19 protein-coding genes are annotated in these 25,318 nt (G+C 42.4%); 2 read left to right on the top strand and 17 right to left on the bottom strand.

Annotation, left to right across the window (positions count from 1 at the left end; all coding sequences use genetic code 11):
* Positions 1 to 243: 243 nt before the first annotated feature.
* The 4 genes from RIN70_RS01745 to RIN70_RS01730 all read right to left on the bottom strand — a co-directional run bounded on the left by RIN70_RS01745 (position 244) and on the right by RIN70_RS01730 (position 6,489).
* A complete protein-coding gene (locus RIN70_RS01745) occupies positions 244 to 2,967 on the bottom strand; it encodes a Cna B-type domain-containing protein (RefSeq protein WP_313790630.1) in 2,724 nt (907 codons plus the stop codon).
* A 370-nt stretch (positions 2,968 to 3,337) separates the two neighbouring features.
* Positions 3,338 to 4,066 (bottom strand): pseudouridine synthase, encoded by a 729-nt coding sequence (locus RIN70_RS01740; RefSeq protein ID WP_313790629.1) that lies wholly within the window; start codon positions 4,064 to 4,066, stop codon positions 3,338 to 3,340.
* Positions 4,057 to 5,220: an MFS transporter gene (locus RIN70_RS01735; RefSeq protein WP_313790628.1), complete on the bottom strand. Its 1,164-nt coding sequence runs from the start codon at positions 5,218 to 5,220 to the stop codon at positions 4,057 to 4,059. Before RIN70_RS01735 ends, RIN70_RS01740 begins: the two co-directional genes overlap by 10 nt.
* A gap of 105 nt (positions 5,221 to 5,325) precedes the next feature.
* Positions 5,326 to 6,489, bottom strand: coding sequence for an MFS transporter (locus RIN70_RS01730; RefSeq protein WP_251457201.1), 1,164 nt, complete (start codon positions 6,487 to 6,489; stop codon positions 5,326 to 5,328).
* Between the two features lie 144 nt (positions 6,490 to 6,633).
* Between RIN70_RS01730 and RIN70_RS01725 the strand changes: the two genes are divergently transcribed.
* Positions 6,634 to 7,326, top strand: a complete 693-nt coding sequence (locus RIN70_RS01725) for a cyclic nucleotide-binding domain-containing protein (protein ID WP_251457198.1) — start codon at positions 6,634 to 6,636, stop codon at positions 7,324 to 7,326.
* 54 nt (positions 7,327 to 7,380) lie between these two features.
* Complete coding sequence (gene def / locus RIN70_RS01720; protein WP_003004253.1) at positions 7,381 to 7,995, top strand: peptide deformylase; 615 nt, start codon at positions 7,381 to 7,383, stop codon at positions 7,993 to 7,995.
* 53 nt (positions 7,996 to 8,048) lie between these two features.
* Here def and RIN70_RS01715 read toward each other — a convergent pair whose 3' ends face one another.
* The 13 genes from RIN70_RS01715 to RIN70_RS01655 form a co-directional block, all read right to left on the bottom strand.
* Entirely contained in the window at positions 8,049 to 9,053 is a 1,005-nt protein-coding gene (locus RIN70_RS01715) for an NADH-ubiquinone oxidoreductase chain 4L (RefSeq protein WP_251457192.1), read from the bottom strand.
* An 83-nt stretch (positions 9,054 to 9,136) separates the two neighbouring features.
* Positions 9,137 to 9,805, bottom strand: a complete 669-nt coding sequence (locus tag RIN70_RS01710) for a DUF443 family protein (protein WP_251457190.1) — start codon at positions 9,803 to 9,805, stop codon at positions 9,137 to 9,139.
* 67 nt (positions 9,806 to 9,872) lie between these two features.
* Positions 9,873 to 10,541: a DUF443 domain-containing protein gene (locus tag RIN70_RS01705; protein WP_254733055.1), complete on the bottom strand. Its 669-nt coding sequence runs from the start codon at positions 10,539 to 10,541 to the stop codon at positions 9,873 to 9,875.
* 206 nt (positions 10,542 to 10,747) lie between these two features.
* A complete protein-coding gene (locus RIN70_RS01700; RefSeq protein ID WP_003010011.1) occupies positions 10,748 to 10,978 on the bottom strand; it encodes a GlsB/YeaQ/YmgE family stress response membrane protein in 231 nt (76 codons plus the stop codon).
* Positions 10,979 to 10,987: 9 nt separating this feature from the next.
* Positions 10,988 to 12,229 carry an aminopeptidase gene (locus RIN70_RS01695; protein WP_201088189.1) on the bottom strand — a complete coding sequence of 414 codons (1,242 nt, stop codon included), beginning with the start codon at positions 12,227 to 12,229 and terminating at the stop codon, positions 10,988 to 10,990.
* Positions 12,230 to 12,484: 255 nt separating this feature from the next.
* The gene (locus RIN70_RS01690) at positions 12,485 to 15,337 is read right to left on the bottom strand and encodes an AAA family ATPase (RefSeq protein WP_254733052.1); all 2,853 of its coding nucleotides are present in this window, start codon (positions 15,335 to 15,337) and stop codon (positions 12,485 to 12,487) included.
* 317 nt (positions 15,338 to 15,654) lie between these two features.
* Positions 15,655 to 20,049 (bottom strand): PolC-type DNA polymerase III, encoded by a 4,395-nt coding sequence (locus RIN70_RS01685; protein ID WP_313790627.1) that lies wholly within the window; start codon positions 20,047 to 20,049, stop codon positions 15,655 to 15,657.
* Positions 20,050 to 20,244: 195 nt separating this feature from the next.
* On the bottom strand, positions 20,245 to 20,649 hold the full coding sequence (locus RIN70_RS01680) for a DUF3592 domain-containing protein (RefSeq protein ID WP_446677372.1): 405 nt from the start codon (positions 20,647 to 20,649) through the stop codon (positions 20,245 to 20,247).
* A 144-nt stretch (positions 20,650 to 20,793) separates the two neighbouring features.
* The gene (locus RIN70_RS01675) at positions 20,794 to 21,348 is read right to left on the bottom strand and encodes a hypothetical protein (protein WP_125826722.1); all 555 of its coding nucleotides are present in this window, start codon (positions 21,346 to 21,348) and stop codon (positions 20,794 to 20,796) included.
* A 187-nt stretch (positions 21,349 to 21,535) separates the two neighbouring features.
* Positions 21,536 to 21,910: a hypothetical protein gene (locus RIN70_RS01670; protein WP_125826721.1), complete on the bottom strand. Its 375-nt coding sequence runs from the start codon at positions 21,908 to 21,910 to the stop codon at positions 21,536 to 21,538.
* Between the two features lie 2 nt (positions 21,911 to 21,912).
* Positions 21,913 to 22,911: a hypothetical protein gene (locus tag RIN70_RS01665; RefSeq protein WP_125826720.1), complete on the bottom strand. Its 999-nt coding sequence runs from the start codon at positions 22,909 to 22,911 to the stop codon at positions 21,913 to 21,915.
* An 18-nt stretch (positions 22,912 to 22,929) separates the two neighbouring features.
* On the bottom strand, positions 22,930 to 24,936 hold the full coding sequence (locus RIN70_RS01660) for a hypothetical protein (RefSeq protein WP_125826719.1): 2,007 nt from the start codon (positions 24,934 to 24,936) through the stop codon (positions 22,930 to 22,932).
* Position 24,937: 1 nt separating this feature from the next.
* On the bottom strand, positions 24,938 to 25,306 hold the full coding sequence (locus RIN70_RS01655) for a DUF5082 domain-containing protein (RefSeq protein ID WP_125826718.1): 369 nt from the start codon (positions 25,304 to 25,306) through the stop codon (positions 24,938 to 24,940).
* Between the last annotated feature and the right edge of the window lie 12 nt (positions 25,307 to 25,318).

Here is a 25,318-nt window from a genome sequence, read left to right as displayed (position 1 = left end):
GCTCTATCCGAGTGGCAGGTTTGGCATATCCTGCTACCAAGAAAGAGTTAGTTGTCTATTCGACCTTCTTATTCTATCAAGATTTCATCTTTCTGTCAAACACTTATGTTTCCTTTGAGAGGAGCTTTTCACTTTTCTAAAAAGAACCTTGGGAATTTGGACAGTTTGATGGATCATTCTTCAAGCAACTTATTCAAAAAGACAAATATCTTTTGGGATATTTGCCTTTTATCGGTATGAAGCTTATTTCTCTTTCCGTTTACCACGCAAGAGCAAAGCCAAAGCAAAAATTGCTAAGAGTGCACCGAGTATGGTCAACCCGTAAGCAACAACTTCACCAGTTGATGGAAGAATTTTTTTCTTTCCTTCTTTTGGTGTGGTTGGAGTTTCTGGTTTTTCCGGTGTGCTTGGCGGCGTTGTTGGTGGTGTCGTCGGTGGCGTTGTAGGAGGTGTTGTTGGCGGTGTCGTTGGTGGGGTTGTAGGCGGTGTCGTTGGCGGTGTCGTTGGTGGGGTTGTAGGCGGTGTCGTTGGCGGTGTGCTTGGTGGTGTGGTAGGAGGTGTTGTTGGTGGCGTATGACGGTTGGTTACCGTGAAACCATCAATGTTGCTTGTATAACCTGCTACTGGATCCTCTGTAATCGTGTAGGCAATCTTCTTACCTTCCTTGTATACGGGTAGATCCGTGAAGCTTGCCTGCCAATTATCAGTAGCTGTGATTTCTTTTACAGCTACTTCTTGACCATCCGCAAGGAGACGAACTGTGATTTTTTCAGGACGAAGATCATCTTTATTGTCTGCATCATCCCAGATCTTCTTGACCGCTACTTCTGTTACTTCTGGTGTGCGGCTATTGGTGATCACTACATTTCCCTTGTTACTGTCATCGACCGTACTAGTATAGCCTTTGACTGTCCCAACTTCTTTCACTTGGTACTGAATCTCTTTGCCTTTCGCTTTTAGAGGCAAATTGCTAAAGGTATGGGTCCAGTTATTTTTAGCAGAAAGTTCCACTTCTTTTCCTTGAGCTTTGCCATCTGCATAGAGCTGTACCTTAATGGCGCTTGGACGTTTGCCATCTTGGTCATTGTTGTCTTCCCAACGTTTTGTAACAGTAACGCTGGTTTTACCTGGCTTGTAGCTATTGGTAATGGTTGTTCCATCAATCGCAGCAGAGTAATTGGCTACTGTGTCTTCTGTGACTGTGTAGACAATTTGTTTGCCGTGATTGTATTTTGGAAGATTGGTAAAGACTGTCTTCCAATCAGTCGCTGCACTTAGCTCTTGGCTAGCTACTTCTGTACCATCTGCAAGGAGACGAACAGTGACCTTGTCAGGACGAACGCCATCTTGGTTATCATTGTCTTTCCAAACTTTCGTTACTGGAATCTCAACAACTTCTGGTGTCCGACTGTTGGTAATATTGGTTCCTTCAATAGTCGCTTCATAGCCTTCAACAGGTTCTTCTGAAACAGTGTAGGCAATGACATTGCCAGCATCATCGACCACATCGAGATTATCAAAATGATAAGCCCAAGTTCCTGTAGCATCTGGTTTCACTTCTTTAGAAGCAACTTTAACTCCATTTGCTAGGAGGTTGACGGTGATTTTTGATGGACGCTTGCCATCTTGGTTATCATTATCATTCCATGTCTTTTGACCAGCAACGCTTGTTTTTTCTTTTTGGTTTACGACATCACGAGAAATCGCGAGGTCATTTCCAAAATCATCCTTGCTGATCTTGATAGGTTTTTCAGAGAGCACATAGCCTGTCGGAGCTTGAATTTCTTTAACCGTATAAGCTTGTTTGATCAAACCAGTAATGGTGCCAACACCATTCTCATCTGTCGTAATGGTTCCCACTTGCTCACCTGTATCATCTGCTGTCACAGCAAAGACAGCACCTGCAAGAGCCTGACCATTTTCACCTTTTTTATGAATAGTGAAGGAGTATTTCTCACCATTAAATTTTCCATCAAGGAACTGATACAGAATATCTGCAACCTTATTTTGCTCCTTGATTTCTGTAGCTGTCATGCTAGCATTGTTTTTGTAGGATGTATTGATGGCTGGGACCTTGTCCAAATAAACATCATAACGAATCGTCATTCCTTGTTCTGGAGCTAGATCTCCAATATGAACCGTTAGAGAACGACCATCGGCACTGACAACAGGGGAATAATTCTTCGTGACATTTGTGGTGTCTCTTAAGTGATAGGCGCCATCTTCGTTATCGATCTGCCAAGTTCCAGTATGGATGTTGATAGAATCTGCTTTGATTTTTCCATCTGTAAAGGCCAATTGGTCTTTAATATCAATATTATGAAGAGCTGTGTGACCTTGATTGATGTTCAAGGTATAGGTCAATTTTAATTTATTATCTGAGTTGGTCCAGCCCCATTTGCTAAAGACTTCCGGAGTAGGAGGATTTTCACCCGGATTGACCCCTTTGTAATCGATATTCCCACCTGAAATCACTTTCTTATCGATCGTAAGAGTAAAATCAAGTGTCTTTTGCCCTTTGACGACTTGGTGGTCTACACGCGCAAAGAAACGCAGTTTCCCTGTCACATTGGCCATTCTTTCAGGATAATCCGTGTAGGTTACAGTGATGACTTTTCTTTGATCATCTACCGTTGCTGTCGCAACTTTTTGACCACTTTGATCCAGCAGGTCGATGGTGTCCGTTTCAAAGACCTTAAAGTCATCTCCAAGTTGGATAACAGTCTGATCTCCCTTTTTTACACGTCCATTTGGCAACACAAAGTTTGCTTCAACTTGAAAACTTTCCCAAACACCGAGTGGATCTGTAATGGCCCCACCAGTTGATTTCGAGATGTTTACAGATGTCACAACATCATTGATCGTATCTGCATGGACTTTAGCCGGACTATTGGGTTTGGCAAATCCTAAAGCCGCTAGTAAAAATAGGGCAACTGTTGTCACAACAGAATAGAGCCACTTTTTCATAAACGATTTTTCTCCTTTTTCTACGTTTACTAGATAAGGTATGTGAGTCGAAAAATTATCACTACATATTGTGATTTTATGCACAACCCATCTTTTTTCATTATAATCGATTTACTTTGAGAAGACAAGCTATTATATATGCTTTTTTGTATTTTAAGTACATTTTTTTGATACAAAAAAATAGAGAGTGGGACAGAAATCGGTAATTCGTTAGAATTCGATTTCGTCGTCCCACCTCCGCACAGTTGAGTAGGGCTGTAAAAGCTGATGAAATCAGCGTAGTAAAGCCCACTCAACCACTGCGTCTTGCTCGACAATCCAAATACAATTGAGAGGCTAGGACTTTTGTCCCAGCCTCTTGGTTTTTTGCTTATAAGGGAACTCCGAAGACCTCTAGGGACTTGAGTTCAGAAGGTTGGAGTCTCCGCCACTCCCCCAATTCAAGAGTTGGATCTAGCGTTAGAGGACCCATAGAGATCCGCTCTAAATCCACCACTTCCTTGCCACAGGCAGCGACCATGCGCTTGACCTGATGGAATTTTCCTTCTGCAATTTCAATTTCGACATAGGAACTGGCGCTGGCCTCATCCACCTCTAAGATCTGCAATCTCGCAGGCAAAGTCGTGAAATCTTTGAGGGCAATGCCTGCTTCAAAACGGGCTACATCTGTCTCATCCATGATCCCATCCACCTGGGCACGGTAGATCTTCGACACATGCTTCTTCGGCGAAAGCATGGCATGAGCGAGCTTGCCATTATTGGTCAAAAGGAGCAAGCCATGGGTATCGATATCCAGGCGCCCGACAGGAAAGACTTCCTTGTGACGGGCTGTCTCATCCAATAAATCCAGCACAGTTTGGTGGTGATCATCTTCAGTCGCTGAGATGACTCCAGCTGGTTTATGAAGCAGATAGTACACAAAGGTTTCATGGACCAGATTTTCCCCCATAAAGGTCACCTGATCCTTGTCTGGATCAATCTGTAGCTTCCCTGCTGTCTCTTTTTTTCCATTCACTGCGATTTTATTTTGCTTGAGAAGCTGCTTGACCTCGGTCCTACTCCCCACGCCACAATCCACTAAAAATTTATCTAGCCGCATGATGTCTTCCCGCTCTTTCGCACAATCCAAAGGCTAAAAAAGGAAATCAGGATCATGAGGATACCAGAAAATCCAAAAATAAAGGCAGGAGTTGAGGAGACAGTTCCTAAGAGGCTGAGAACAAAGGTCGTTGCGATCGAACCTGCACTACACCCCAACACCGCAATGGATGTTGCCTGACTTAATACTCCAGCTGGCATCTGATCAGATAAGACATTATAAACAGTTGTAAGAGCTACACTGTAGGCGAAGCCTGCAAGGATGGTCACAATGGCGAGCATCCAGAGATTGGTAGAAACCCCGATCAACAGTTGGGTCAAGCCATAGGCCACTCCCGAAACTACCAACAAGCGATCGCGGAAGAGCTGGGTTAATGGGGAGAAGGCTAATCCTGCAAGGATTCCGACAAATTGCATAGCTGCTAAAATAAGCCCTGCAGTTTGGGCAGTGCCATGACCAACTTGCTCCACTACACTTGGAATCCGGATGGTTATCATGACATTAGACAAGACGATTGACGCCGCGACGACTGCTAGGCCAAGCGCTGTCCGCCATTGACTAGCTGTCATTTGATCATTCCGATGTTTCTCCTCTGCATCCACTGTTTTCGAACCATAAGGGACAAATAAGAGATACAAGAGCAAGATAGGAATACTGATTCCATAGACGAGAAAGGCAGCCTGCCAGCCAAAGCGGATCAAAAGGCTAACCCCAAAGGTCAGAACTGCTGTCCCGACAACTTCTGCAGAGCCACGAATGCCAAGTGTTTGGACACGTTCTTTTCCTTTATAGCGCTCACTGATAATGGCAATGGCAGAAACATTGAGTAAGCCAACCGCCATCCCGAAAATAATCCGAGACAAAAAGACAACCGGATAAGCTGGACTGATTAAGGGAATAAAGCCACATAGAGCGTAAGCGACTAGGCCTATCACAATCATCTGACGCTCTGAAAATAGTCGCCCAATCCATTTATTGAAAATGAGTGAAACCATGATCCCTGCAGAAGGAAGCGAGACCAAGAGCTCAATCATGCTGTGAGGAATTTCCTTGTAATAGGCAAACATGGCCGACTGCGCACTCGAAATCGAAAACGAGGTCGTCAAAATAAATGAAAGCGCGAGAATACTCACTTTCTCCATGATTCTTTTCATTATTTTTTCCTTTAAACTAATCTTTTTTTCACACTCCTCCTATAATAACACGAGCTAGTGACAGGACGCAATAGATTGAATTAAAAAAACGAAATGATTTCTCCATCATTTCGTTCGTGCTAGTAATTGTGAGGCGAAGACTCCTGTTAGGAGCATCAAAGCACCAATCCAGACAAAGAGCAGATGATTGGAAGGAGCTAGTGGCGTCACCAACTGGATGAAGAAAGAAGAGACGGCTGATCCGAGATTGCAGCCAATCAAGACAAGCGAGGTCGCAAGATTCAGGAGATTAGTCGGAATTTTTTCAGATAAGTGATAGAAGATACTGGTGACCCCCGTACTGTAGGTAAATCCTGCCAAGAGGGTTCCTAGAACCAGGCTCCACAGCTGTCCAGACAAGCCAATCAAGGCTAAAGCTAGACCGAAACCAAAGCACATGATCATGAGCAAGTTCTTTTTGAAAACATGTGTCAAACTAGCAAATCCCACTCCCGCTACAATCCCTGTCAATTGCATCAGACTTAGGACTGTTCCAGCTGTTGTCGCCGTTCCCATACGAGCGTCAACAATGATATCCGGCACGCGCAGGCTAATGATAGAATTGAAACAAATGATGATACCAGCAATCACGGCTAGCATCAGACTAAAACGCCATTGAGGGGAGCGAAGGCGTGCGGAACCTTTCTTTTTCTCCTTCAAGCTAGCCTGTTTTTTCCCCTTAGGATAGGGGACAAAAAGGATATAGAGGAGTAAAATCAAGTAACCACCTCCATATACGGCAAAGATCGCTGGCCAGCCTAGGGGTAAGAGTTGTCCAACAATAAAAGTCAAGATGGCAGAGCCCACCACTTCAGCAGACCCCCGATAGCCCAGCATCCGAGTCTTGTCATTGCCTGAGTACCGTTCACTGATAATCGAAATAGCCTTGGCATTGATCATTCCTGTCCCCAAACCAAAGAGAATACGACTCAGAAAGATGAGAGGATAGTCCTGCACGACCAAAGGCACAAGGCCGCTAGTTGAAAAGAGCAAGAGCCCTGCGACAATCATCTGGCGCTCACTCATCCACCGCTCGATCAGGCTATTTAAAAAGAGCATGACCACAACCGCAAAGGCCGGCAGGGAAACCAAGAGTTCCACCTGGCCTGCTGAATATCCGAATTGGCTAAAATAGGCCTTCATAGCTGGCAAACCGGCTGTAATTGAAAAAGATGAGATCAGCATGAGCGACAAGCTCAAGAGACTGATTCTTTCCATTGTTTTTTTCATTTTTTTATTTCCTACACTTTACTGGTAACATTTGACTTTACTATTTTTTTAGAAAAGATTCAAACTAGTATTTTCAATAGAATCCTAGTATAATCAATTTAGAAAGAGAAAAATAGGACATTTGTCCTATTTTAGGAGATTGAGATGAAAAAAATTTCCCCATCTACGAAACTCATGGAGATCATCACTGATTACCAATTGGATCAGATCTTTCCAGGTGACTGTCTTAGTCAGCTGGACCTCGTTCTCTATCAGGCTGGAGAGTATATCTGCCGCCAGGGTTCTGACCAAGATGTCATTCCTTATTTTCTCAAAGGTCGGCTCAAGATCGTCCACAGTCTTGAAAATGGTAGCGACACCATCCTTGAAATCCAAGAAAAACCTGGACTGTTAGGAGAGATTGAGCTCCTGCTCGATCGGGTCTGTATCACATCGGTCATTACAGACCAAGACTCACTAGTCGTCCAGCTCTCTGCTCGGCATTTCAAGGACCGCCTCCTGCTGGATCCCACCTTTTTGCGCTCTACGGCCAAGACCTTGGCTGAGAAATTGCACCAGATCAACTATTTGGCTCCTGCTAACTTTCATTATTCGGTCAAGGAGCGCCTCGCTACACATTTTTTGGAACATGGTGATGAAAACGGGATCCTCAAGCCCAAGATGAATCAACTGGCCCTGCGTTTTGGGATCAGCTACCGCCACCTTAGCCGCGTGATCAAGCAGATGATTGACGAGGGGTTGATCCAAAGAGAAGGGCGGGTCTATACGATTTTAGACCAAAAAAGAATGGGCGACTTGTCCATCAAACACACGGAAACAACTGACAGAAAACTTTAATTTCACGTTCTTTTGTGTTATCATGGAAGGTAGAAAGAAAGTGAGAGTAAGACAATGAAAGCAATTGAAAAAGTTACAAGAGCATCCCATTTGATTGATATGGATGACATCATCCGCGAAGGAAATCCAACACTTCGAGCTGTTGCGGAAGATGTGACCTTCCCTTTGTCTGATCAGGAAATTATCCTGGGTGAAAAAATGATGCAATTCTTGCACCATTCTCAAGACCCTGTTATGGCTGAAAAACTTGGCCTCCGTGGAGGAGTGGGACTCGCTGCTCCTCAGCTGGACATCTCGAAACGCATTATCGCTGTTTTGGTGCCCAATCCAGAAGATGCCGATGGCAACCCACCAAAAGAAGCCTATAGCCTTCAAGAAGTCATGTACAATCCAAAGGTTGTTGCCCATTCTGTGCAAGATGCGGCACTTGGAGATGGGGAAGGCTGTCTCTCTGTAGACCGCAACGTCCCAGGCTATGTGGTTCGACATGCCCGCGTGACGGTTGAGTATTTCACAAAAGATGGGGAAAAGAAACGCATCAAACTCAAAGGCTACAACTCCATCGTCGTTCAACATGAAATCGACCACACCAACGGCATCATGTTCTATGACCGCATCAACCCAAACAACCCATTTGAAATCAAAGAAGGCCTTTTGATATTAGAATAGCGTAACCGACAAAAATACCTAACTGAGAAAACTCTCGGTTAGGTATTTTTTTGTTATTTTTTGCCTTGCTTTTTATTCGAAAACTTACGCATGATGGTACGCGCTATGCTAATGAAGAAGTCCAAGACGATTCCTAGGGTAATCATTCTGACAAACCACACTAATAAAATTGGTCGTCTTACCTTTGCATCAGCATATCCTAAATGATCAAGTGCTACAATTATCAATAGATAGCTCACTATTTCTAACGGAATACGAAGTTTAGCTTTTTTCAGACTGAAGCCTTTCAACCAATTCCATAGTAAATCCCACAACGTCGGATTATTCTCAGGTTCATCCTCCCAGTATTCCTTGCTTTTTGTTTTCAAATACAAAAGGTAGCCCACTTCTGTCAGCAACTGAGTAAAGGCGTAACTGAATAGTATGCTTACGGATACTCCTAGCACCACTCCATAATAGCCAGTAAGGGCCGCTCCTATCATGGAGCAGACGAAGATGATCGTTAGGGCATTGCTACTGTAACTACTTGATTTTGCGAAATAATTTCCCAAGGTTCTAGTTGGTGAAAAGCCAATCTTTAACTGCTTCTTAAGCCAAAAATAATGATAAATAAAGCCCAATAAGGTACAAATCACAAGAAAAGGAATGACGATGAAGCCATATTTTGGGAAACCTACCTCAAATTCTTTATTTGCCAGAGCAGAAACAATGATGAGCAAGCCCATGACTTGGAGCGATAAAAACATTCCTGCATAGGTGAATAAGAGTAGAGTCGTTGACAACACTTGTCTTCTATATATAAATGCCCCCATTAACGACAAGAAAAATGCAATGATATGGTAAAGACAATAGATGACAAGGATATCAAAAAACCAATGACTAAATGGTTTTATACCTTTCGATACATCATACGAATAAAAACAAAGGATTTCAAATGCGAACAGTAATACGCCTGTCCACGAATTGATCATCATAGCCGCTGAAGCGCGTGTATTGGCTAAACTTTTAAAGTAGACTTTGTTCGCCTGCTCAATATCGACTTTCTTTTCGTTTTTCATGACATGCTCCTTTCTAAAAAATTGTTTTAAGGTCCAAAAGCAGATGGACGCTGCTCTTACTTCTGAATTTCACTTGACTGGATCTACTTGACTTTAGCTTTGAAAGAGATAATTGGGGAATAAAAAATTAAATTCCCAGAGATAAAAAACAGAAATGATGAGATTAATAGACCAAAATGTATTATAAAATTGGGCTCAAAGTTTATTAAAATTGCATAACATACTGCAATGAACATGACTATAAGAAAAGTTACATATATTAAAAGTAATAGTATGTTTTTTATATATTCAGGAAAGCAATACACTTTTCGAGGTGTTTTATCTGCCACAATTTCCTGCATCCCTTCCCCTCTACCCATCCAAATCCGAAGTCCCACTACAAAAATTAAAATCAACATCATCAAGGATAGATTAAGCAAGTGAGAGGTAAAATTGAGGTATTTTTCTATTGGAAACGCCCTTGCCAATAGCATGGAGGTTACACCTAGACCAAGGGATGTCTTCCCAATTTTGTTATTCACTAAACTCTGACGCTTCTTGTCTCGTTCAAATACTTTTGGAGCTATGGTTTCTACTTCATCCTCGGTAAGTTGATAGGCTTTATGAGGGATAAAATAAACAAACCACGGAAGAAAATAGGTAATGATAATCGGCCGATCGACTTCCATCAAATACCACTCTCCATCAACTTTTAATAAATGGTAACGAAAGTTCATTTTGGGCAACCGTTCGATTTTTGCTGGTTTAAACATAGATTGATCTTTCTTGATAGTTATAATTTTCAGCAGAGAAACAAGTCCTTACTGAATATTATTTTTCCTATTTTTTTATTTTTACCTTATAATCCTCGCCTGGAGCATATAAGCCTAAAATAGCTGATGCTAAATACATAAATGAAGTAATAAATAGGACCATATGAACAATTAAATTTGGTTTAATTTTACTCAAAACTGAGTAAATCATTGCACTTGACAAAAACAAAGGAACTATCAACAATAAAAGATTTCTTAGTACTATCCTAAATTTTACGGGGCGACAATAGATTCTATTAGCTTTTTGAGAAGCTATCATTACCGTCTCTATTTTCCTAGTACTCAGCCAAATACGAAGTCCAATAACAATACATAGAACAAGGATCATTAGCACTAGATTAAGTAGATGGGAGCTAAAATATAAATAATCCTCTATTGGAAAAGCTCTGCCTAGTAAAACTGCTAAGGAACCAGCACCAAGAGCTGAAATCCCTGCTTTAGTCTGACTTGAAAGTATGTTCTTATCTCTTTCAAGCACTTTTGGAGCTATTGTTTGTACTTCATCCTCTGTCAGCTGATAGGCTTTATGAGGGACAAAATAGGTAAACCATGGGAGAAAATAACTTGTCATAATTGGCCGATCGACTTCCATTAAATACCACTCATTCTCTACTTTTAACAAACGATAGCGAAAATTCATTTTCGGCAAATACTCGAGTTTTACTGGTTTAAACATAGATTGATCTTACTTTCTATACTGTTTCATTCTTAGACGGAGAAACTAAACTAACTTTTCACCAGTCTACCACAGCCATAATTATCTTATTTAATCATAACAGAACATACCTTCCATCATACCTGATTTTACTTTGATGATCAAGTTTTGACTAAAAAAGAGGTTGGAAGATTTCCAACCACTCTATCTGTTTTAGCAAGTTAAACCTAGCTTCCTCTTTCCCAGAAGATGGCTAATAAAATCATGGCACCGAGAATCGATGGGATAATTGCTGTACCGTTTAGGCTTGGTCCCCAAGCACCAAAGAGTAATTGTCCTAAAAAGGCACCAATCCAGCCCAGGAACATTTTCCCAAAACATCCCATGCGTTCGCCACGATTGGTGATAGCTCCAGCTAGAAGTCCGATCAAAAGACCGACAAACATACTTCCAATCATAGTTTCTCCTTAAATTGCCCAATCTCCATTACGGAAGAGTGGTACGCGTGTTCCATCCTCACGGATACCGTCGATATCCATTTGGCTTGAGCCGATCATGAAGTCGACGTGGACGTCTGATCGGTTGAGGCCGGCTGCTTCGAGTTCTTCTTCTGTGAACTCTGCACCACCTTCTACACTAGTTGCATAGGCTGCTCCGATGGCCAAGTGGTTAGAGGCATTTTCATCAAAGAGGGTGTTAAAGAAGGTAATGCCTGATTGGGAAATTGGACTTGGATCTGGTACGAGGGCACATTCACCCAAGGCACGCGCTCCCTTGTTTTTGAAGACCAAATCTTTCATAACTTGATCGCCTTTTTCTGCTGTGATATCTACGATTTCTCCACTTTCAAAGGTCACTTTGATGCCTTCGATGATGTTTCCATTGTAGCTAAGCGGTTTTGTAGACGTTACATAGCCTTCTGCGCGACGGAAGTCAGGAGCTGTGAAGACCTCTTCTGTCGGCATGTTTGGCAAGAAGCTTTCACCTTGGGCATTGATGGCTCCGGCAGATTCCCAGACGTGGTTTTTCGGCAAGCCAAGAGTCAAATCTGTACCAGGCGCTGTGTAATGAAGGGCTGAGAATTGTTCCTTATTCAGTGTATCTGCCTTGCTCTTGAGAATAGCAGCATGCTCTTCCCAAGCCTTGACTGGATCTTCCTCATAGACTCGGCAAGTCTTGAAGATTTGATCCCACAGGAGATCCACTGCTTCTTCATCGCTCGCCGCATTTGGGAAGACCTTTTTCGCCCATTCTAAACCTGCTGCTGCAGCCACGGTCCAGCTGACCTTGTTAGATTGAGTAGCGATGCGCATTGGTTTCATGGCTATACCCAAGGCCTTGGCAGAGGCAGAAAGCTTCTCTGCATCAACACCATTTAAGGCACCTGGATCAGACGAGCGCACACCCAAACGACTAGCCTTGTGGTCTAAGAGGTAGTTCATTTCCGCGATCTTATAGTCTGGCACATTGTCCAAACGATCCATCGGTGCATGGAGGAATTTTTCCCGGGTAGTAAAATCATCTGCCCATTGGACAATCACTTCGTGCGCCCCCAATGCATAGGCTTCCTTCACAATCAAGTGGGCCAATTCTCTTTGTTCCACATCAATGTTCAAGACCAAGGTATGACCAGGTTGCACGTTGATACCGTTCGCCACCAACAATTTGGCATATTTTTCAAGGTTCTCTTTAAAATTTGGTAAAACCATTTTTTTCTCCTTCATAAGTGTATGATCTCCTCCTAGTATACCATAAGTTCATGCAAAAAGAGAGCGGGACAGAAATCGGTAATTCGTTAGAATTCGATTTCGTCGTCCCACCTCCGCACAGTTGAGTAGGGCTGTAAAAGCTGATGAAATCAGCGTAGTAGAGCCCACTCAACCACTGCGTCTTGCTCGACAATCCAAAAATAATTGAGAGGCTAGGACTTTTGTCCCAGCCTCCTTTTTCTTGTTCCTTCTAGCTTAAGGAAGAACATAGCCTTGATCATCCACGGTATGGGGTTGCTCTGAACTGCTATTCTCTCTCAAAGCTTCCAAATCTTGATCCAAAATGGAATTGTAGTCTGTACTACCTTCACGGGTTACCCGAGTTGATACTTGGCGCAAGAGTTTTTCATTGAGATTGCGGACCCAGCGACCATTACTATGGTCATTGGCACGCATATAATTCCCTTTCACAATCTCTCCATAAAGGGCTTCATTGACCTGGTAACCTTGCTTACGCAATCCCAACAAACCGATCTCCACGATCTCATCTGGGCTGTAGTCTTCAAAATCAAATGTAGTTGGGATCCGGCTTTGTAGACCTGAATTGACCTGCAAGAAGTCGTGCATCTCTTTCGTGTAACCAGCAAAGATAATAACGATATCGCGGCGGTGGTCCTCCATAAATTTGAGGACTTCGTCCAAGGCTTCTTTCCCAAAATCGTCATTTAAACCGGTATAGAGCGTATAGGCCTCATCGATAAAGAGGACTCCACCCAGTGCACTTTCTAGGACTTCGCGCGTCTTCAAGGCTGTTTGACCTTGGTAGCCTCCAACCAGATTGCTCCGGGATACTTCGATGAACTTCTTCTGCTTGATAACCCCCTTTTGGAAGAGGATATTACCCAAAATGCGGGCCACAGTCGTTTTCCCTGTACCGGGGTTTCCAAGAAAGAGAGAGTGCAAGGTCGTATCTTCAACGATGCCACCTTGTTCAGCCCGTTTTTGGTTGAACTCAGCCATGGCCACGAATTGTTCAACTTGCTCTTTCACCTTAGCAATTCCAACCAATCGGTTGAGGGCAGCCATCCCATCTTCTTCCTTGTCGGCTCCTGCTTGATACTTGCCTTGGTTAAGGACAGCATCGATGTCGCTATTGAGGATGGTCTCAATATCGTCAGAACCTTGGGCCACCACCCGATCTGCCATGGTCTTGGTCAATTGCTCATCCAGGTTACGGATCCAGCGACCATTGCTCTTATCTAGCGAGCCATCATAAGCCCGTTTAACATGCCGCGCATAGTAATCCCGGTCTTCGAGTTTGTAGTCACCTTTGCTCAGGATCATTTCACCTAGTTGGACAATCTCATCTCCTGTGAAATCTTCAAAGATGAAATTATTTGGTACCCGAGAACGAAGGCCTGGATTGGTCTTTAAGAACTCCTCCATTTCCTTGGTATAGCCGGCAAAGATAATCATGATGTCGTCACGATTGTCCTCCATAAATTTGAGAATGGTATTGATCGCCTCGATCCCAAAGTCCGCACCGCTGTCCTTTTTATCCAAGCTATAGGCTTCATCAATAAAGAGGATGCCTCCTCGCGCTTTTTCAAGCAGGGCTTGGGTCTGTTCAGCCGTTCCTCCAATATTCGAAGAGATCAGATCGGACTCCGTTGCTTCCACGAAACGGAATTCCTCCCCTGAGAGAACACCTGCATCAAAAAGCACTTGTCCCAATAGACGTGCCACAGTGGTTTTCCCTGTACCAGGATTTCCCATAAAAGCAGCGTGCAAGGTTTGCTTTTCAGGTGCCTTGCCACTGGCGATTCGTTTCTTGTTAAATTCCACCATGTTGATCATTTTCTTGATCTCATGTTTGACTTTTTCAAGACCAATCAGGCTATTGAGTTCTTGAAGAGCATCTTGTTTCTTCTCTGGACCAGAGTCTCTTGCGGTGGTTGGAGCCACCGTTGCATCCGTCGCTTGTCCCGTAGGAACGACTTGCGCATTGCCCTTGGCCACTTCTCTACCGACAAGATAATCACAGTCATCCTCAATTTCCTTGGTCAGATCACGCGCATCCCCTTGCTTATAGGTCATGGTGCCCACCTTCGCAAAGGCTCCACCTTGAAGCCGTATATTAGGATCCGCAATCTTATGACAAATCATATGCTCAGCCATCAGCACACCATCATCAAAAACGCCAAATGAAATGGTTTCGGCATTCTCATTCAAGAAGGTTGTTTCTCCAGTCAGGGAAGCAAAGGACTCTTCATAGACGCATAAAAATTCTGTAAATGTAGCCTGGTGAGCTCGGATCATACTATTGAATGAATTGAGGGAGGTGATACGATCCGAATCCGAATTGAATTGAACATTATTGTCAAGACAGACTCCAGTTCCAGTAGGCAACTCAATTTTACAGTTTTCAGACTCCCAGATGACATTCCTCAACCAAACTGGTGGAAAATCCTTTTCCAGATCCCCGCCTGTAATCGTTGAATTTTTTGCGATCACTTCTGAGTCCTTGGCATGGATCGTATTATTCCCAAATTTTTCAATATGGACATTTTCTAAGGTCAATTTAGATCCTTCTGACAGATCAATCTTAGAAAAAATCGTTGAATTGCGAATAGTCAATTCCGAAGCGGACATACCGATGGCACTTTGGTGTTTTTCCGGAACCTTCATCCCGACTCCTTCCAGTGTCAACTTCGAATGCGTATCCATATAGATAAAAAATTCACTATTTGTCGGAGTGGTTGCTTCAAAATAGACCTGTTTACAGGTGATATCTGAGCTATTCCATAAGAGCAAGGCAGTATAATTCCCACCAACTTTAAACCACAGATCTTCAAATGTCACCTGAGCTCCCTCTACAAATCGGAAGGAAGCCTCAATGATGTTGTTAAACATGCGCCCATTGCCATTTGGATTTGGAACCACATGCCCCACAAAATGAAGGTTCTTGTCGATCTCGATCACTTTATTTGTCGGCCATTGAAAGACATACCCATTTTCAAACTCGATGGTATCCCCATCCTGCGCTTTTTCAATCGCATCCATAAAGTTCCAACTATTGTTGTAAGGCCCTACTAAATATCTTGCCACGCGCATTTCCTCTGTTTCATCTTTTCTGTTTCCTTGTTATAAACACTTGTCACTAAAAATTGTAACACAATCTAGTGCCAAAGAAAACACTTATCAGATCTGAAAGGACTGAAAAACCTCTATTTTCAACAGGAAAATAGAGGCTATCAGTTAATCTTTCAAGGCTGAAAATAAGCCGGCTAGAGCAATCGCTCCTGAGATCATGGCGGTGGAAAGGAGCAGCACATTGTCTGCCACTTCTAGCTTGTAGACAAAGACTTTTTCAGCTGGTTTGTCTTCCGCAAAAATGTCAACCTTTATGTTCTATTCCTTTGTTTCTAGAACAAATCATCAAAGAGGCTCAACTGGTTATCCTCTGGCATATTGCCAAGAATGCCCATCTCATCCATCTTTTCAACTAGGGTAGACGAAACACCGCCGCGCTTCCGGAGCTCGGTCTTAGAGAGGAATTCTCCTTCTTCACGCGCCCGCACGATTTGCTTGGCAACGTTCTCTCCCAGACCATCCATAGCAACAAATGGCGGAATGAGGGTATCTCCATCGATCAAGAATTCTGTTGCCTGACTGCGATAGAGGTCTAGCTTGCCAAACTTGAAGCCGCGCTCCCACATCTCATTGACAATCTCAAGGGTGGTGTAGAGATCGATCTCTACGTTAGAAGCTTCGTTGTTCTTGCGTTTTTCAGCAATGTCCTTCATCCGCGCTTTCACGGCCTCAAGGCCTGCCCCCATAGTCTTGATGTCAAAGGCCTTGGCCCGAATCGAGAAGTAAGCACAGTAGTAATAAAGTGGATGATGCACCTTAAAGTAGGCCACACGAAGGGCCATCATAACATAGGCCGCCGCATGGGCTTTAGGGAACATGTACTTGATCTTCCCACAGGACTCGATGTACCATTCAGGAACATTGTTTTCCTTCATGGCTTGGATGTAACCGTTGCGCTCTTCTTCTGAGATCTTGAGCCACATCCCTTTCCGCACGCGCTCCATGATGGTAAAGGCCATCTTAGGCTTGAGTCCCGCGTGCATGAGGTAAACCATGATGTCGTCCCGACACCCGATAACGGTCGATAGATCGGCAATGCCCGCCTTGATCAAGTCTTGGGCATTTCCCAACCACACGTCGGTACCGTGAGACAGACCAGAAAGCTGAAGTAACTCTGCGAAGGTCGTCGGATGGGTCTCTTCGACCATGCCCCGAACAAAGTTGGTCCCAAACTCTGGAATCCCCAACATCCCTGTCGGTGTTCCGATCTGCTCGGCTGTCACCCCTAGCACTTCTGTCCCAGAAAAGAGGGCCATGACCCCTGGATCATCCATAGGGATATCATTTGGATCAATACCTGATAAGTCCTGGAGCTTGCGAATCATGGTCGGATCATCGTGTCCCAGGACATCAAGCTTGAGGACGTTCTCATCAATATCATGGAAGTTAAAGTGAGTGGTCTGCCATTCAGCTGTCACATCATCTGCTGGGTACTGAACAGGAGTGAAATCATAGACGTCCATATAGTTTGGAATAACGACGATTCCCCCTGGGTGCTGACCGGTCGTCCGCTTGACCCCAGCGGCACCTTGCGCCAGACGTTCTACCTCTGCATCCCGGTAATACTTGCCGTAGTCTCGCTCATAGCCTTTCACAAACCCATAGGCAGTCTTGGCCGCAACTGTACCTACTGTTCCTGCCCGGAAGGCGTATTCTTCCCCAAAGATATCACGGACATCCAAGTGGGCACTCGGCTGATCCTCCCCTGAGAAGTTCAAATCGATATCGGGTACCTTGTCCCCATCAAAACCAAGGAAGGTCTCAAAGGGAATGTCTTGGCCGTTTTTGCTGAGCTTGTGGCCACAGTTTGGACAATCCTTGTCCGGCATATCAAAACCAGATCCATAAGAACCATCTGTGATGAACTCACTGTACTGGCACTGGCTGCAAACATAGTGAGGCGAAAGCGGATTGACCTCAGTGATCCCGATCATGGTCGCGACAAAGCTAGATCCAACAGATCCACGCGATCCAACCAGGTAGCCCCGCTCATTAGAACGGTGCACCAGCATTTGCGATGCCAGATAAATCACGGCAAAACCATTCCCCAAGATAGAGGTCAATTCCTTTTCAATCCGCAAATCGACAATATCAGGAAGTGGATTACCATAGATCTCAAAGGCTCGCTTATAGGTCAATTCCGCAACCGTTTCTTCGGCCTTGTCGATAAATGGCGTATAGAGGTCACCCTTGACCACTTCGACCGGCTCAAAGGTCTCTGCGAGTGCATTGGTGTTTTCAATAACAATCTTGCGCGCCAAGTCTTCTCCCAAAAAGGCGAATTCATCCAGCATTTCATTGGTAGTTCTAAAATGCGCTTTTGGCAGAGGCGCTGGCTGGGCATCTTCTCCGTGCCCAATGGTCCGGTTGATCATAGCCCCTTGACCGAGACTACGGACAATGATCTCCCGATAAATCTCATCTTCCGGCTCCAGATAGTGGACATTTCCTGTCGCAAGAACAGGCTTGCCGAGACGATCTCCCACTTCGATCAAGCTCTTGATAATGGTCTGGAGCTCGTCCATGTCCTTGACCTGCTCCTTGGCAATGAGGGGCGCATAGATAGCCGGTGGCATAACCTCGATAAAGTCGTAATACTTGGCCACTTCGACTGCTGCGTCAACTCCTTGAGAGACAACCGCATCAAAGACCTCTCCTTCAGAACAAGCCGATCCCAGGATCAAGCCCTCGCGGTGGGCGTCCAGCACGGTCTTGGGAATTCGTGGGACTCCTTCGAAATACTTGGTCCCAGAAAGTGAGACTAGTTTAAACATGTTCTTAAGGCCAGTCTGATTCTTGACATAGAGGGTCGCATGCTTGACTCGGGCCTTCTTATAAGAATTCTCATCGATCAAATCGATATTCAAATCCTTGAGATTAGTCACCCCGTGCTTTTCAGCAACATCTTTGATGAAGATAAAGAGCAGACGCCCCGTCGCTTCCGCATCGTAGTTGGCCATGTGGTGGTGTTCCAAACCTACCCCAAAGCGCTTGGTCAATGGCCCCAAGCCATGCCGTTTAAAATCTGGATAGAGGTTGCGGGCAAATTCCAGGGTATCGATGACTGGCTGGGTGATCTTAGGAAGACCATGACGCTCGTAGTTGACATTCATGAAGCCCACGTCAAAGGTGGCATTGTGGGCGACGAGAACCGTTCCCTCACAGAAGGCCTGAAACTCCTTCAAGACCTGTACCAAGGGCTTAGCCCCACGGACATGCTCATTGGTAATCCCTGTCAATTGGGTCGTAAAGGCTGACAGAGGATGGCCTGGATCGATAAACTCATCAAACTCCTCAATGACATTGCCCTTGTACATTTTAGAAGCAGCGACCTGGATCAAGTCATTGTAGATGGCTGAAAGTCCCGTCGTTTCCACGTCAAAGACCACATAAGTCGCTTCATTGAGGTCTAGATCCACCTCGTTATAGGTGATAGGTACCTTGTCCTCTACGATATTGGCTTCCATCCCATAGATCAGCTGGATTCCAGCTTTCTTGGCTGCTTTAAAGCCATGCGGGAAACTCTGCACATTGCCATGGTCGGTGATGGCCACCGCCTTGTGGCCCCACTCAGCTGCCTTAGCGATCAGTTCTTCTACTTCCGGCAGGGCATCCATAGTCGACATATTGGTATGCGCGTGGAATTCTACCCGGCGCTCCCCTTCTGGCATCAGGTCTTTGCGGGCATAATGCACAACTTCCTGGATGTCTTGGACATTCATGGTCAAGTCGCGCGTGAAATTGTTCATTTCGATATTTCCCCGCACCCGAAGCCAGCTGTTCTTCTTGATCATGTCAAACTTCTGGGCTTCTTCCTCATTTTTGACCCATTTCTGAAGGGAAAAACTCGAGGTATAGTCAGTCATCTTAAAGCTAATCAAAACCCGACCAGTTCGCGTCACCTTGTGCTCCACGTCAAAGACCACACCCTCAAAGACAATTCGGTTCTCTTCTGTCGTGATCTCGATCATCGGAGTGATCTCAGCCTTGTCTAGCTTCGGTTTAGCCGCAGCTTTCTTAGCCTTGAAATCAAAGGCAGGCTTTTCTTCAACTGCTGGTGGCGGAGCCATCTGGGCCAAGGATTCCATAGCCCGCAAGGTCTCTTCATTGGCTGCTTGGAAGATCTTTTCATTTTCCTCCTCAAAGCGCGCCACTTCTTGCTCTGTCAACTCCTCATCAGACTCCACTCGACAGGTGAAATGCGGAAAACCAAAGGCTTCCAACTGCTTGGCAAGGTTGGGCAAATGGTTCTTACGAAAATGCTCCGTATCAACCGAAGAAGGCCCAGAGATGATCAATTCCTGTCCTTCTGCTCGCACCTGCAAGTCTTGGTAAAGTCCCTTAAAGCCTTGACTAGCACAAGGTCCTTCCTCAAAAACCTCCCGGTAGTAAGCCCGCAATAAATCAGCAGAAAAATCCTGATTGGCCACTTGGATGGTAAAGGTCGCCTGGTTTCCTGTCTTTGAAAATTCGTCCTTCAAGCGCTGGCGCAATTCCTTAAACAAAGTAATGGGCAAGATTTCCGCAAAAGCAAAGCGGAACTCCCAGACCCGACTGACCTTGTGCACCACGACTTCTTGAATCTCCGCATGCAAAAAGGCACTGGAAGATCGCATTTCCAGCGGCATATCCAGCTGATTCATTAAAATTTCAAAGGTGTTGGACATTGTTTCTCCCTTGATATTGATTCTTTTGCTCGCTTTTGAGTGGCCCGCTTCTAAGCAAAAACAGACCAGTCAAAAACATTCGTAACCTTTATTTTATCACAATTTAAGGATTAATTCGAGAGAGAAGTGAAGACAAAAAAATCACCGATAGGACGGTGATTTCTTTTCGTCATTTATTCAGTTAGGGCTGATCTATCATTTATACTTCATCCCCATGATGATGGCCACAACTGCTAAAATAGGCAATAAAATTAACATCCAGATTCCAATCCACATTTGCCGTTTAAAAAGCCTGTCTAGTCCACCATAGCGTTCAACGTATGATTCTTTTGGACAGGCTGGATTATACCAGACCGTCATGGTCGATCCCAGTGGAAAAACATCTTGAAAAAGATTACCCTTTGAGTCTGTAGAATTGGTGTAGATGGTTATCCTTTGCGCCATCAAATCGATGTCGCTAGCCACTTGATTCGTTTTCCAAGGAAGTGTTGCCCGCACCACCCAATAATATTTCAGGCTATTTCGATAGGTCTGACCATCCACTCTATATTCTACAATTGGAGCCGCTACAATTTGTGTCCTCTTACAGCCAACTACCACTCCCTCAACGCTCTTTGACGAGAGGGTCTTAATCCTAACTTCTCTTCTATAAAAATGTCTAAAAAAGAGTACGACAAACAAAGGAAATCCACTAACAGCCACAGCAATGACTAGAAGCATTCTGATATCAGGCATCCCCATCACCTACTTCATCAAAATATCTGTGATACTCAGACTCATCTTCGTTTCATCTGATATCTTCTCTACGATCGAGCTTTGTTCGCTCGTCAAAGGAAGCAACAAGAGAGTCGCTGATTGGGTAGGTAACTTAGGATTGTTCGATAGACTATACTGGACTACTTGATCTTGATAAATCGAGTGGCCATCATAACTCCAGCTAATTTTAAAGGTCGCATCATGGTCAATATTCATTGTCGTTTTGTTGACCAACATAAATACTGCATATTCCTGTTGTTCTACAGTATAGGTGCTCCCTGTATAATATACAGTGATATCCCCTTGATCACCAACTTCCGGATGCTCCTTAACTAACTTCTTCCCCAGTTCCATCAAATCCGATGCCTTTCCTTCAAATTGAGGCGCAACTACAAATTTCAAGCCCTTTTCCTCTTTAGTAGATGAGGAGGCTTTTGTAGTTTGCTCCGTTTTGCTTGCAGTTGCCTCCTTGGCCTCTTTTTTCGGCTGAGCACAGGCTGTTAAAACAAGTACACTCGCCAGCAATACCATCATCTTTTTCATGGAACATTTCCCTTCTTTTGTGATTGAGTGAGATTCAAAAAACATTTTCTACTATCATACCCATACCGAAAATTAGTTTGAAGAGCAAGTTCGTCACTAGGTGGAGAGAGTTGAAGGAATGAAAAAGAGAGAACCGTGGTTCTCTCTTTTTAAGAGTTGGTTTAGCTACTTTCGTTAAAAGAGCATGCTATGCTGGAAAATCATTGAATTGTGAATTATAGAAGTCAATATTTTTTTGACTAATATGTTGTTTATCCAACATTTCTGTCTCACTTTTATTATTTGCAAACTGCTGCAACATACCTCCATCTATAACATGTCCCATTTCATTATCAACTCTTGAGAATTCATCAGCAACAGCATTCAAATACTCATCAAATGACTGAATGATAGGTACTAAATCTTTAGCTAATGTTTTTACTTCATGTGTTGCTGAAGAGAAATTTTGAGTGGCAGACGATTCTATCAATGATTCACTCTTATCTTCTAAACGACCACTCAAATCATCAAAACTAGTTTGAATACTTCTTATATGTTCTGGTAATATTCGTTTTCTTCCCATAATTATCTTCCTATAATCTTATAATATTTTAAAAACTCCTCTTCACTTTGAACAACATGTTCTTTGTTATCTGTAGAGTTTTCTGCCGGTATCGTGATATCTTTAAAAATATTTGTGCCATATGGAAATGCCAATTTAATAACATTAAGAGTTGTTTCTAATCTATTTTTAGGATTGAGAACATAAATAAAATTGTTATCTATATTATTTAATAATAATTTTCTTGTTTTTGGATACTTTGTATCTAGGAGCCAGTTATTTCCTACATTCCAAAAATGAAATTTATTATCTTCAAAATCAAACCCATTACTTTTAAATAACTTAGAAAAAGATTCAAGCCATTCAATACCAACACTTAGAGAGTGGGTTTTAATTTTATCATTCTGATTATCTATTATTTTACCCGTTTTCAAATTAATTAATTTTTGTTCCTGAAAAGATTTATCTCCAATTTTACCAACTATTAAAGTTATATACTCATTTTCTCCATCAACGATTATTTTCTGAGAGTTCGATATAAACATCGGAAAATAATTTTTGTTAAATTCTCGAGTTATTTTAAATACATCCAATTCTTTCTTTTTTAATTTAGAATTTGAGGTATCATAAACGTTAATATGCCAATATTCACCATCCTTAGGTATATTTCGATTTAAATAAGGAAAGTTATTACGCGTTATATCTCTTGACGGTTCGGCTTTCAATTTCGCACCTTGAGAAATAATAAACTTTTGTCCTACAGCATGACCCGGACCGCCTGTTTTAACTTTATCTCCTAGAATTCTTAATTCATCTGTCACTTTCTTTTTCGCAGCCCATGAAACACTGATTGCTTCCCCATTTTCAAGAAATTCATAATCTGTGATTTCTGTATCAGCAATCCAATACTTGTATTGAAATAATTTATTTTTATCAAATGAATGTTTAACAGATAATATAACTAGAAAGATAATCGTAAATAGTCCAAAATAAATTAATTTACTCTTAACATTTTTTTTCATCCTTTATACCTTCTTATTTTAGTAGTTGTCATACTTTTCATCTAAGTAATTATAGAATTTGGAGCCATTAGAATTATCATTATACAATTTATCTAGATCTTTAATAGCATGTTCAAGTTCTTTTGTCTGTTCTTTATCAAGTTTTTCAAAAGTTAAATAATTTTCACTCTTTATATCTTGTTCACCAAGTATATATTGGATAACCTCTGGACTGTAGCTTTTAATTTCATATTTCCCAGTTCTCTCATTAAAATCATCACTCTCATATTTTGTTTCTAATATTTTTCTAAACTTATCAATTTTTTTCTGATATTCCTCTTGGTTGCCTCCAGCAGTCTCTCTTATGTATCCCGTGATACCTTGAGTATCCAATTCCTTTTTTTTCTGAGTTACATTGAATTGATAGTAAGTATCTGCTGATATCTCTACTGTACCACGATATTTAAACATCCATGCCCCTCTATCTAAAATATTGTTCTTCAATTCAAATAGAACTTTTCGTTCATCCTCATTTAAATCTTTTGTAGTCGTAGCAAAATCAATTGTACTTTTCAAAATAGCTGCTAACCCAGCATTAGTTGCTTTAATTCCATTCACATCCTCAGGTACTAACTTAGTAGCCCCTCCATAGTAATCCCCTGATGAGATAGTTTTAAGTGCATCAAATATGAACTTAGCCTCTGGAGCCGCTACTGTAACATAACCGTCTATAAAAGCTAAACTAAGATTCTTAGCAAATTCCAATCCTGCATCTCTCCTTTGCTGTTCAATTTCAGCAAATCTTATTTTGTACTTCTCATTATTTAATGTCTTTGCATCTTGAAGGAAGTCACTCGAATATGTTCGTCTCGCACCCAAGAACGAGTCAATAGTTGTAAATTCAATTTCACCTGAATTTTTAAACTTAAACTCAATTGTCTGGGTGTAAGGAACTTCTGTCTCCATTGTCCCAGGTCTTACTCGAGTAGTACCCTTTCCAAATTCAACAATATACAATCCCCTGGTGATTCCAATAAGTTCATTTAATACTGTTTCTTTTTTCTTCAAAGATTCAAATTTGGATGTTTTACCATTGTTACTATTTTCTATTTCCATTTCCAACTGGTTTGATATAGCTAAATTATTTTGAGCTTCAACCATTCGTGAAAGTATATTACTACTATCTTTCTGCTCCTTCTTCCCAATAACGTTAAAAAATGAATTTAACTTATCACTTGATTTATCTTCAACCCATTTAGCTACCCCATCAGACATTATAAATAATACAATATCACTAATTTTATCAAAGTTAACATTATTTAATTCATCAATATTCCCTCCATAAACAGCCGTAATTGCTTTCGCCTCATCTATGTTAGTTACAAATTCCATAAAATATGGCTGACCACGAGAGATAACCCCAAAAACTGCTTTAGGAGATACGTTTAACAAGATTTTCATCCGATTTACAATCTCTCTTAATGCAGAAACTTCTTCAATTGTTGTTTGAAGGTCTTTATTAAACAGATCATGCGCAAGTTGAAAAGGTTGATGTGTCGCCTGTCTAGTTAATGAACTTGCATTTAAGCTCAGAATCGCTCCACTCTTTACGGAAGAAATACTAATTTCAGGTTCTTCTAATGCATCAGTAGCAATATTTAATGCAGATTGCAATTTTTGATCCACTTCTGACACTTTATCCACTTGTTCGCCAGTCAATTTTGATTGAACAGTCGATAAACCAGACTCGCTTGTCCAAGCTTCTTTTGTGAACCCTCCTCCTGACACCGCTGAGCTAAATTTCCCAACATTAGCAGAATATTTATTTAAAAAAGCTGGGATCTGGTTGAAAACCTGATTCTGTATAGTATTTAGTTGTCCTAAAAAGGCTGCAATCGCTTCCCCTTCCGATCCTTCTATTTTAACGTTAAATGTTCTAGCCGTATCCTGTGTCGCCGTTGTTAAAGATTGAGAAAACTGTTTTATTGACTCACTATATTGAGCAAGCCCCGGTAAGTCATGTACTTTAATCACATCATTACTCATACTAATCCTCCTTCGATCTAGCAATTGCTTGACTCAACATATTTATACCACTTCTTAAAGATGCTACTTCAGATTCTAAACTACTAATTTTACTACTTAATCTAGAAATCATATTCTGTTTATATTCATCATATTTTTCCACAGCCTTATCTACTGTATTTTTTTCTGTTTGGGCTTCTTCATCATATGGATGACCCGCAAGATGATAATTAGACTTAATACTTTCTGCACTAACTAAAACATACTCTATTGCTGTTGAAACTCCTTGTAGATTAGATAATGCTGCTCTTAATTTCCCAAGTTTCCCATTTACTTCTGACAGTTGCCCAAGACATCTATTTAAGTCTGCTTGCAATGCTGCTTTTCCCATATTTCCTCCCCC

The sequence above is a fragment of the Streptococcus parasanguinis genome (genome assembly GCF_032163505.1).
Classification (GTDB): domain Bacteria; phylum Bacillota; class Bacilli; order Lactobacillales; family Streptococcaceae; genus Streptococcus; species Streptococcus parasanguinis_V.
The sequence above is the reverse complement of the archived record's forward strand: the minus strand, read 5'-3'. Positions and strand labels throughout refer to the sequence as shown.

Coding starts and splice junctions, on each gene's coding strand:
- RIN70_RS01670 (WP_125826721.1), bottom strand. CDS start 21,910: ATGGGAAGAAAACGAATATTACCAGAACATATAAGAAGTATTCAAACT.
- RIN70_RS01735 (WP_313790628.1), bottom strand. CDS start 5,220: ATGAAAAGAATCATGGAGAAAGTGAGTATTCTCGCGCTTTCATTTATT.
- RIN70_RS01695 (WP_201088189.1), bottom strand. CDS start 12,229: ATGGTTTTACCAAATTTTAAAGAGAACCTTGAAAAATATGCCAAATTG.
- RIN70_RS01675 (WP_125826722.1), bottom strand. CDS start 21,348: ATGAAAAAGATGATGGTATTGCTGGCGAGTGTACTTGTTTTAACAGCC.
- RIN70_RS01730 (WP_251457201.1), bottom strand. CDS start 6,489: ATGAAAAAAACAATGGAAAGAATCAGTCTCTTGAGCTTGTCGCTCATG.
- RIN70_RS01710 (WP_251457190.1), bottom strand. CDS start 9,805: ATGTTTAAACCAGCAAAAATCGAACGGTTGCCCAAAATGAACTTTCGT.
- RIN70_RS01745 (WP_313790630.1), bottom strand. CDS start 2,967: ATGAAAAAGTGGCTCTATTCTGTTGTGACAACAGTTGCCCTATTTTTA.
- RIN70_RS01740 (WP_313790629.1), bottom strand. CDS start 4,066: ATGCGGCTAGATAAATTTTTAGTGGATTGTGGCGTGGGGAGTAGGACC.
- RIN70_RS01665 (WP_125826720.1), bottom strand. CDS start 22,911: ATGAAAAAAAATGTTAAGAGTAAATTAATTTATTTTGGACTATTTACG.
- RIN70_RS01685 (WP_313790627.1), bottom strand. CDS start 20,049: ATGTCCAACACCTTTGAAATTTTAATGAATCAGCTGGATATGCCGCTG.
- RIN70_RS01700 (WP_003010011.1), bottom strand. CDS start 10,978: ATGATTGGAAGTATGTTTGTCGGTCTTTTGATCGGACTTCTAGCTGGA.
- RIN70_RS01655 (WP_125826718.1), bottom strand. CDS start 25,306: ATGGGAAAAGCAGCATTGCAAGCAGACTTAAATAGATGTCTTGGGCAA.
- RIN70_RS01660 (WP_125826719.1), bottom strand. CDS start 24,936: ATGAGTAATGATGTGATTAAAGTACATGACTTACCGGGGCTTGCTCAA.
- RIN70_RS01725 (WP_251457198.1), top strand. CDS start 6,634: ATGAAAAAAATTTCCCCATCTACGAAACTCATGGAGATCATCACTGAT.
- def (WP_003004253.1), top strand. CDS start 7,381: ATGAAAGCAATTGAAAAAGTTACAAGAGCATCCCATTTGATTGATATG.
- RIN70_RS01715 (WP_251457192.1), bottom strand. CDS start 9,053: ATGAAAAACGAAAAGAAAGTCGATATTGAGCAGGCGAACAAAGTCTAC.
- RIN70_RS01705 (WP_254733055.1), bottom strand. CDS start 10,541: ATGTTTAAACCAGTAAAACTCGAGTATTTGCCGAAAATGAATTTTCGC.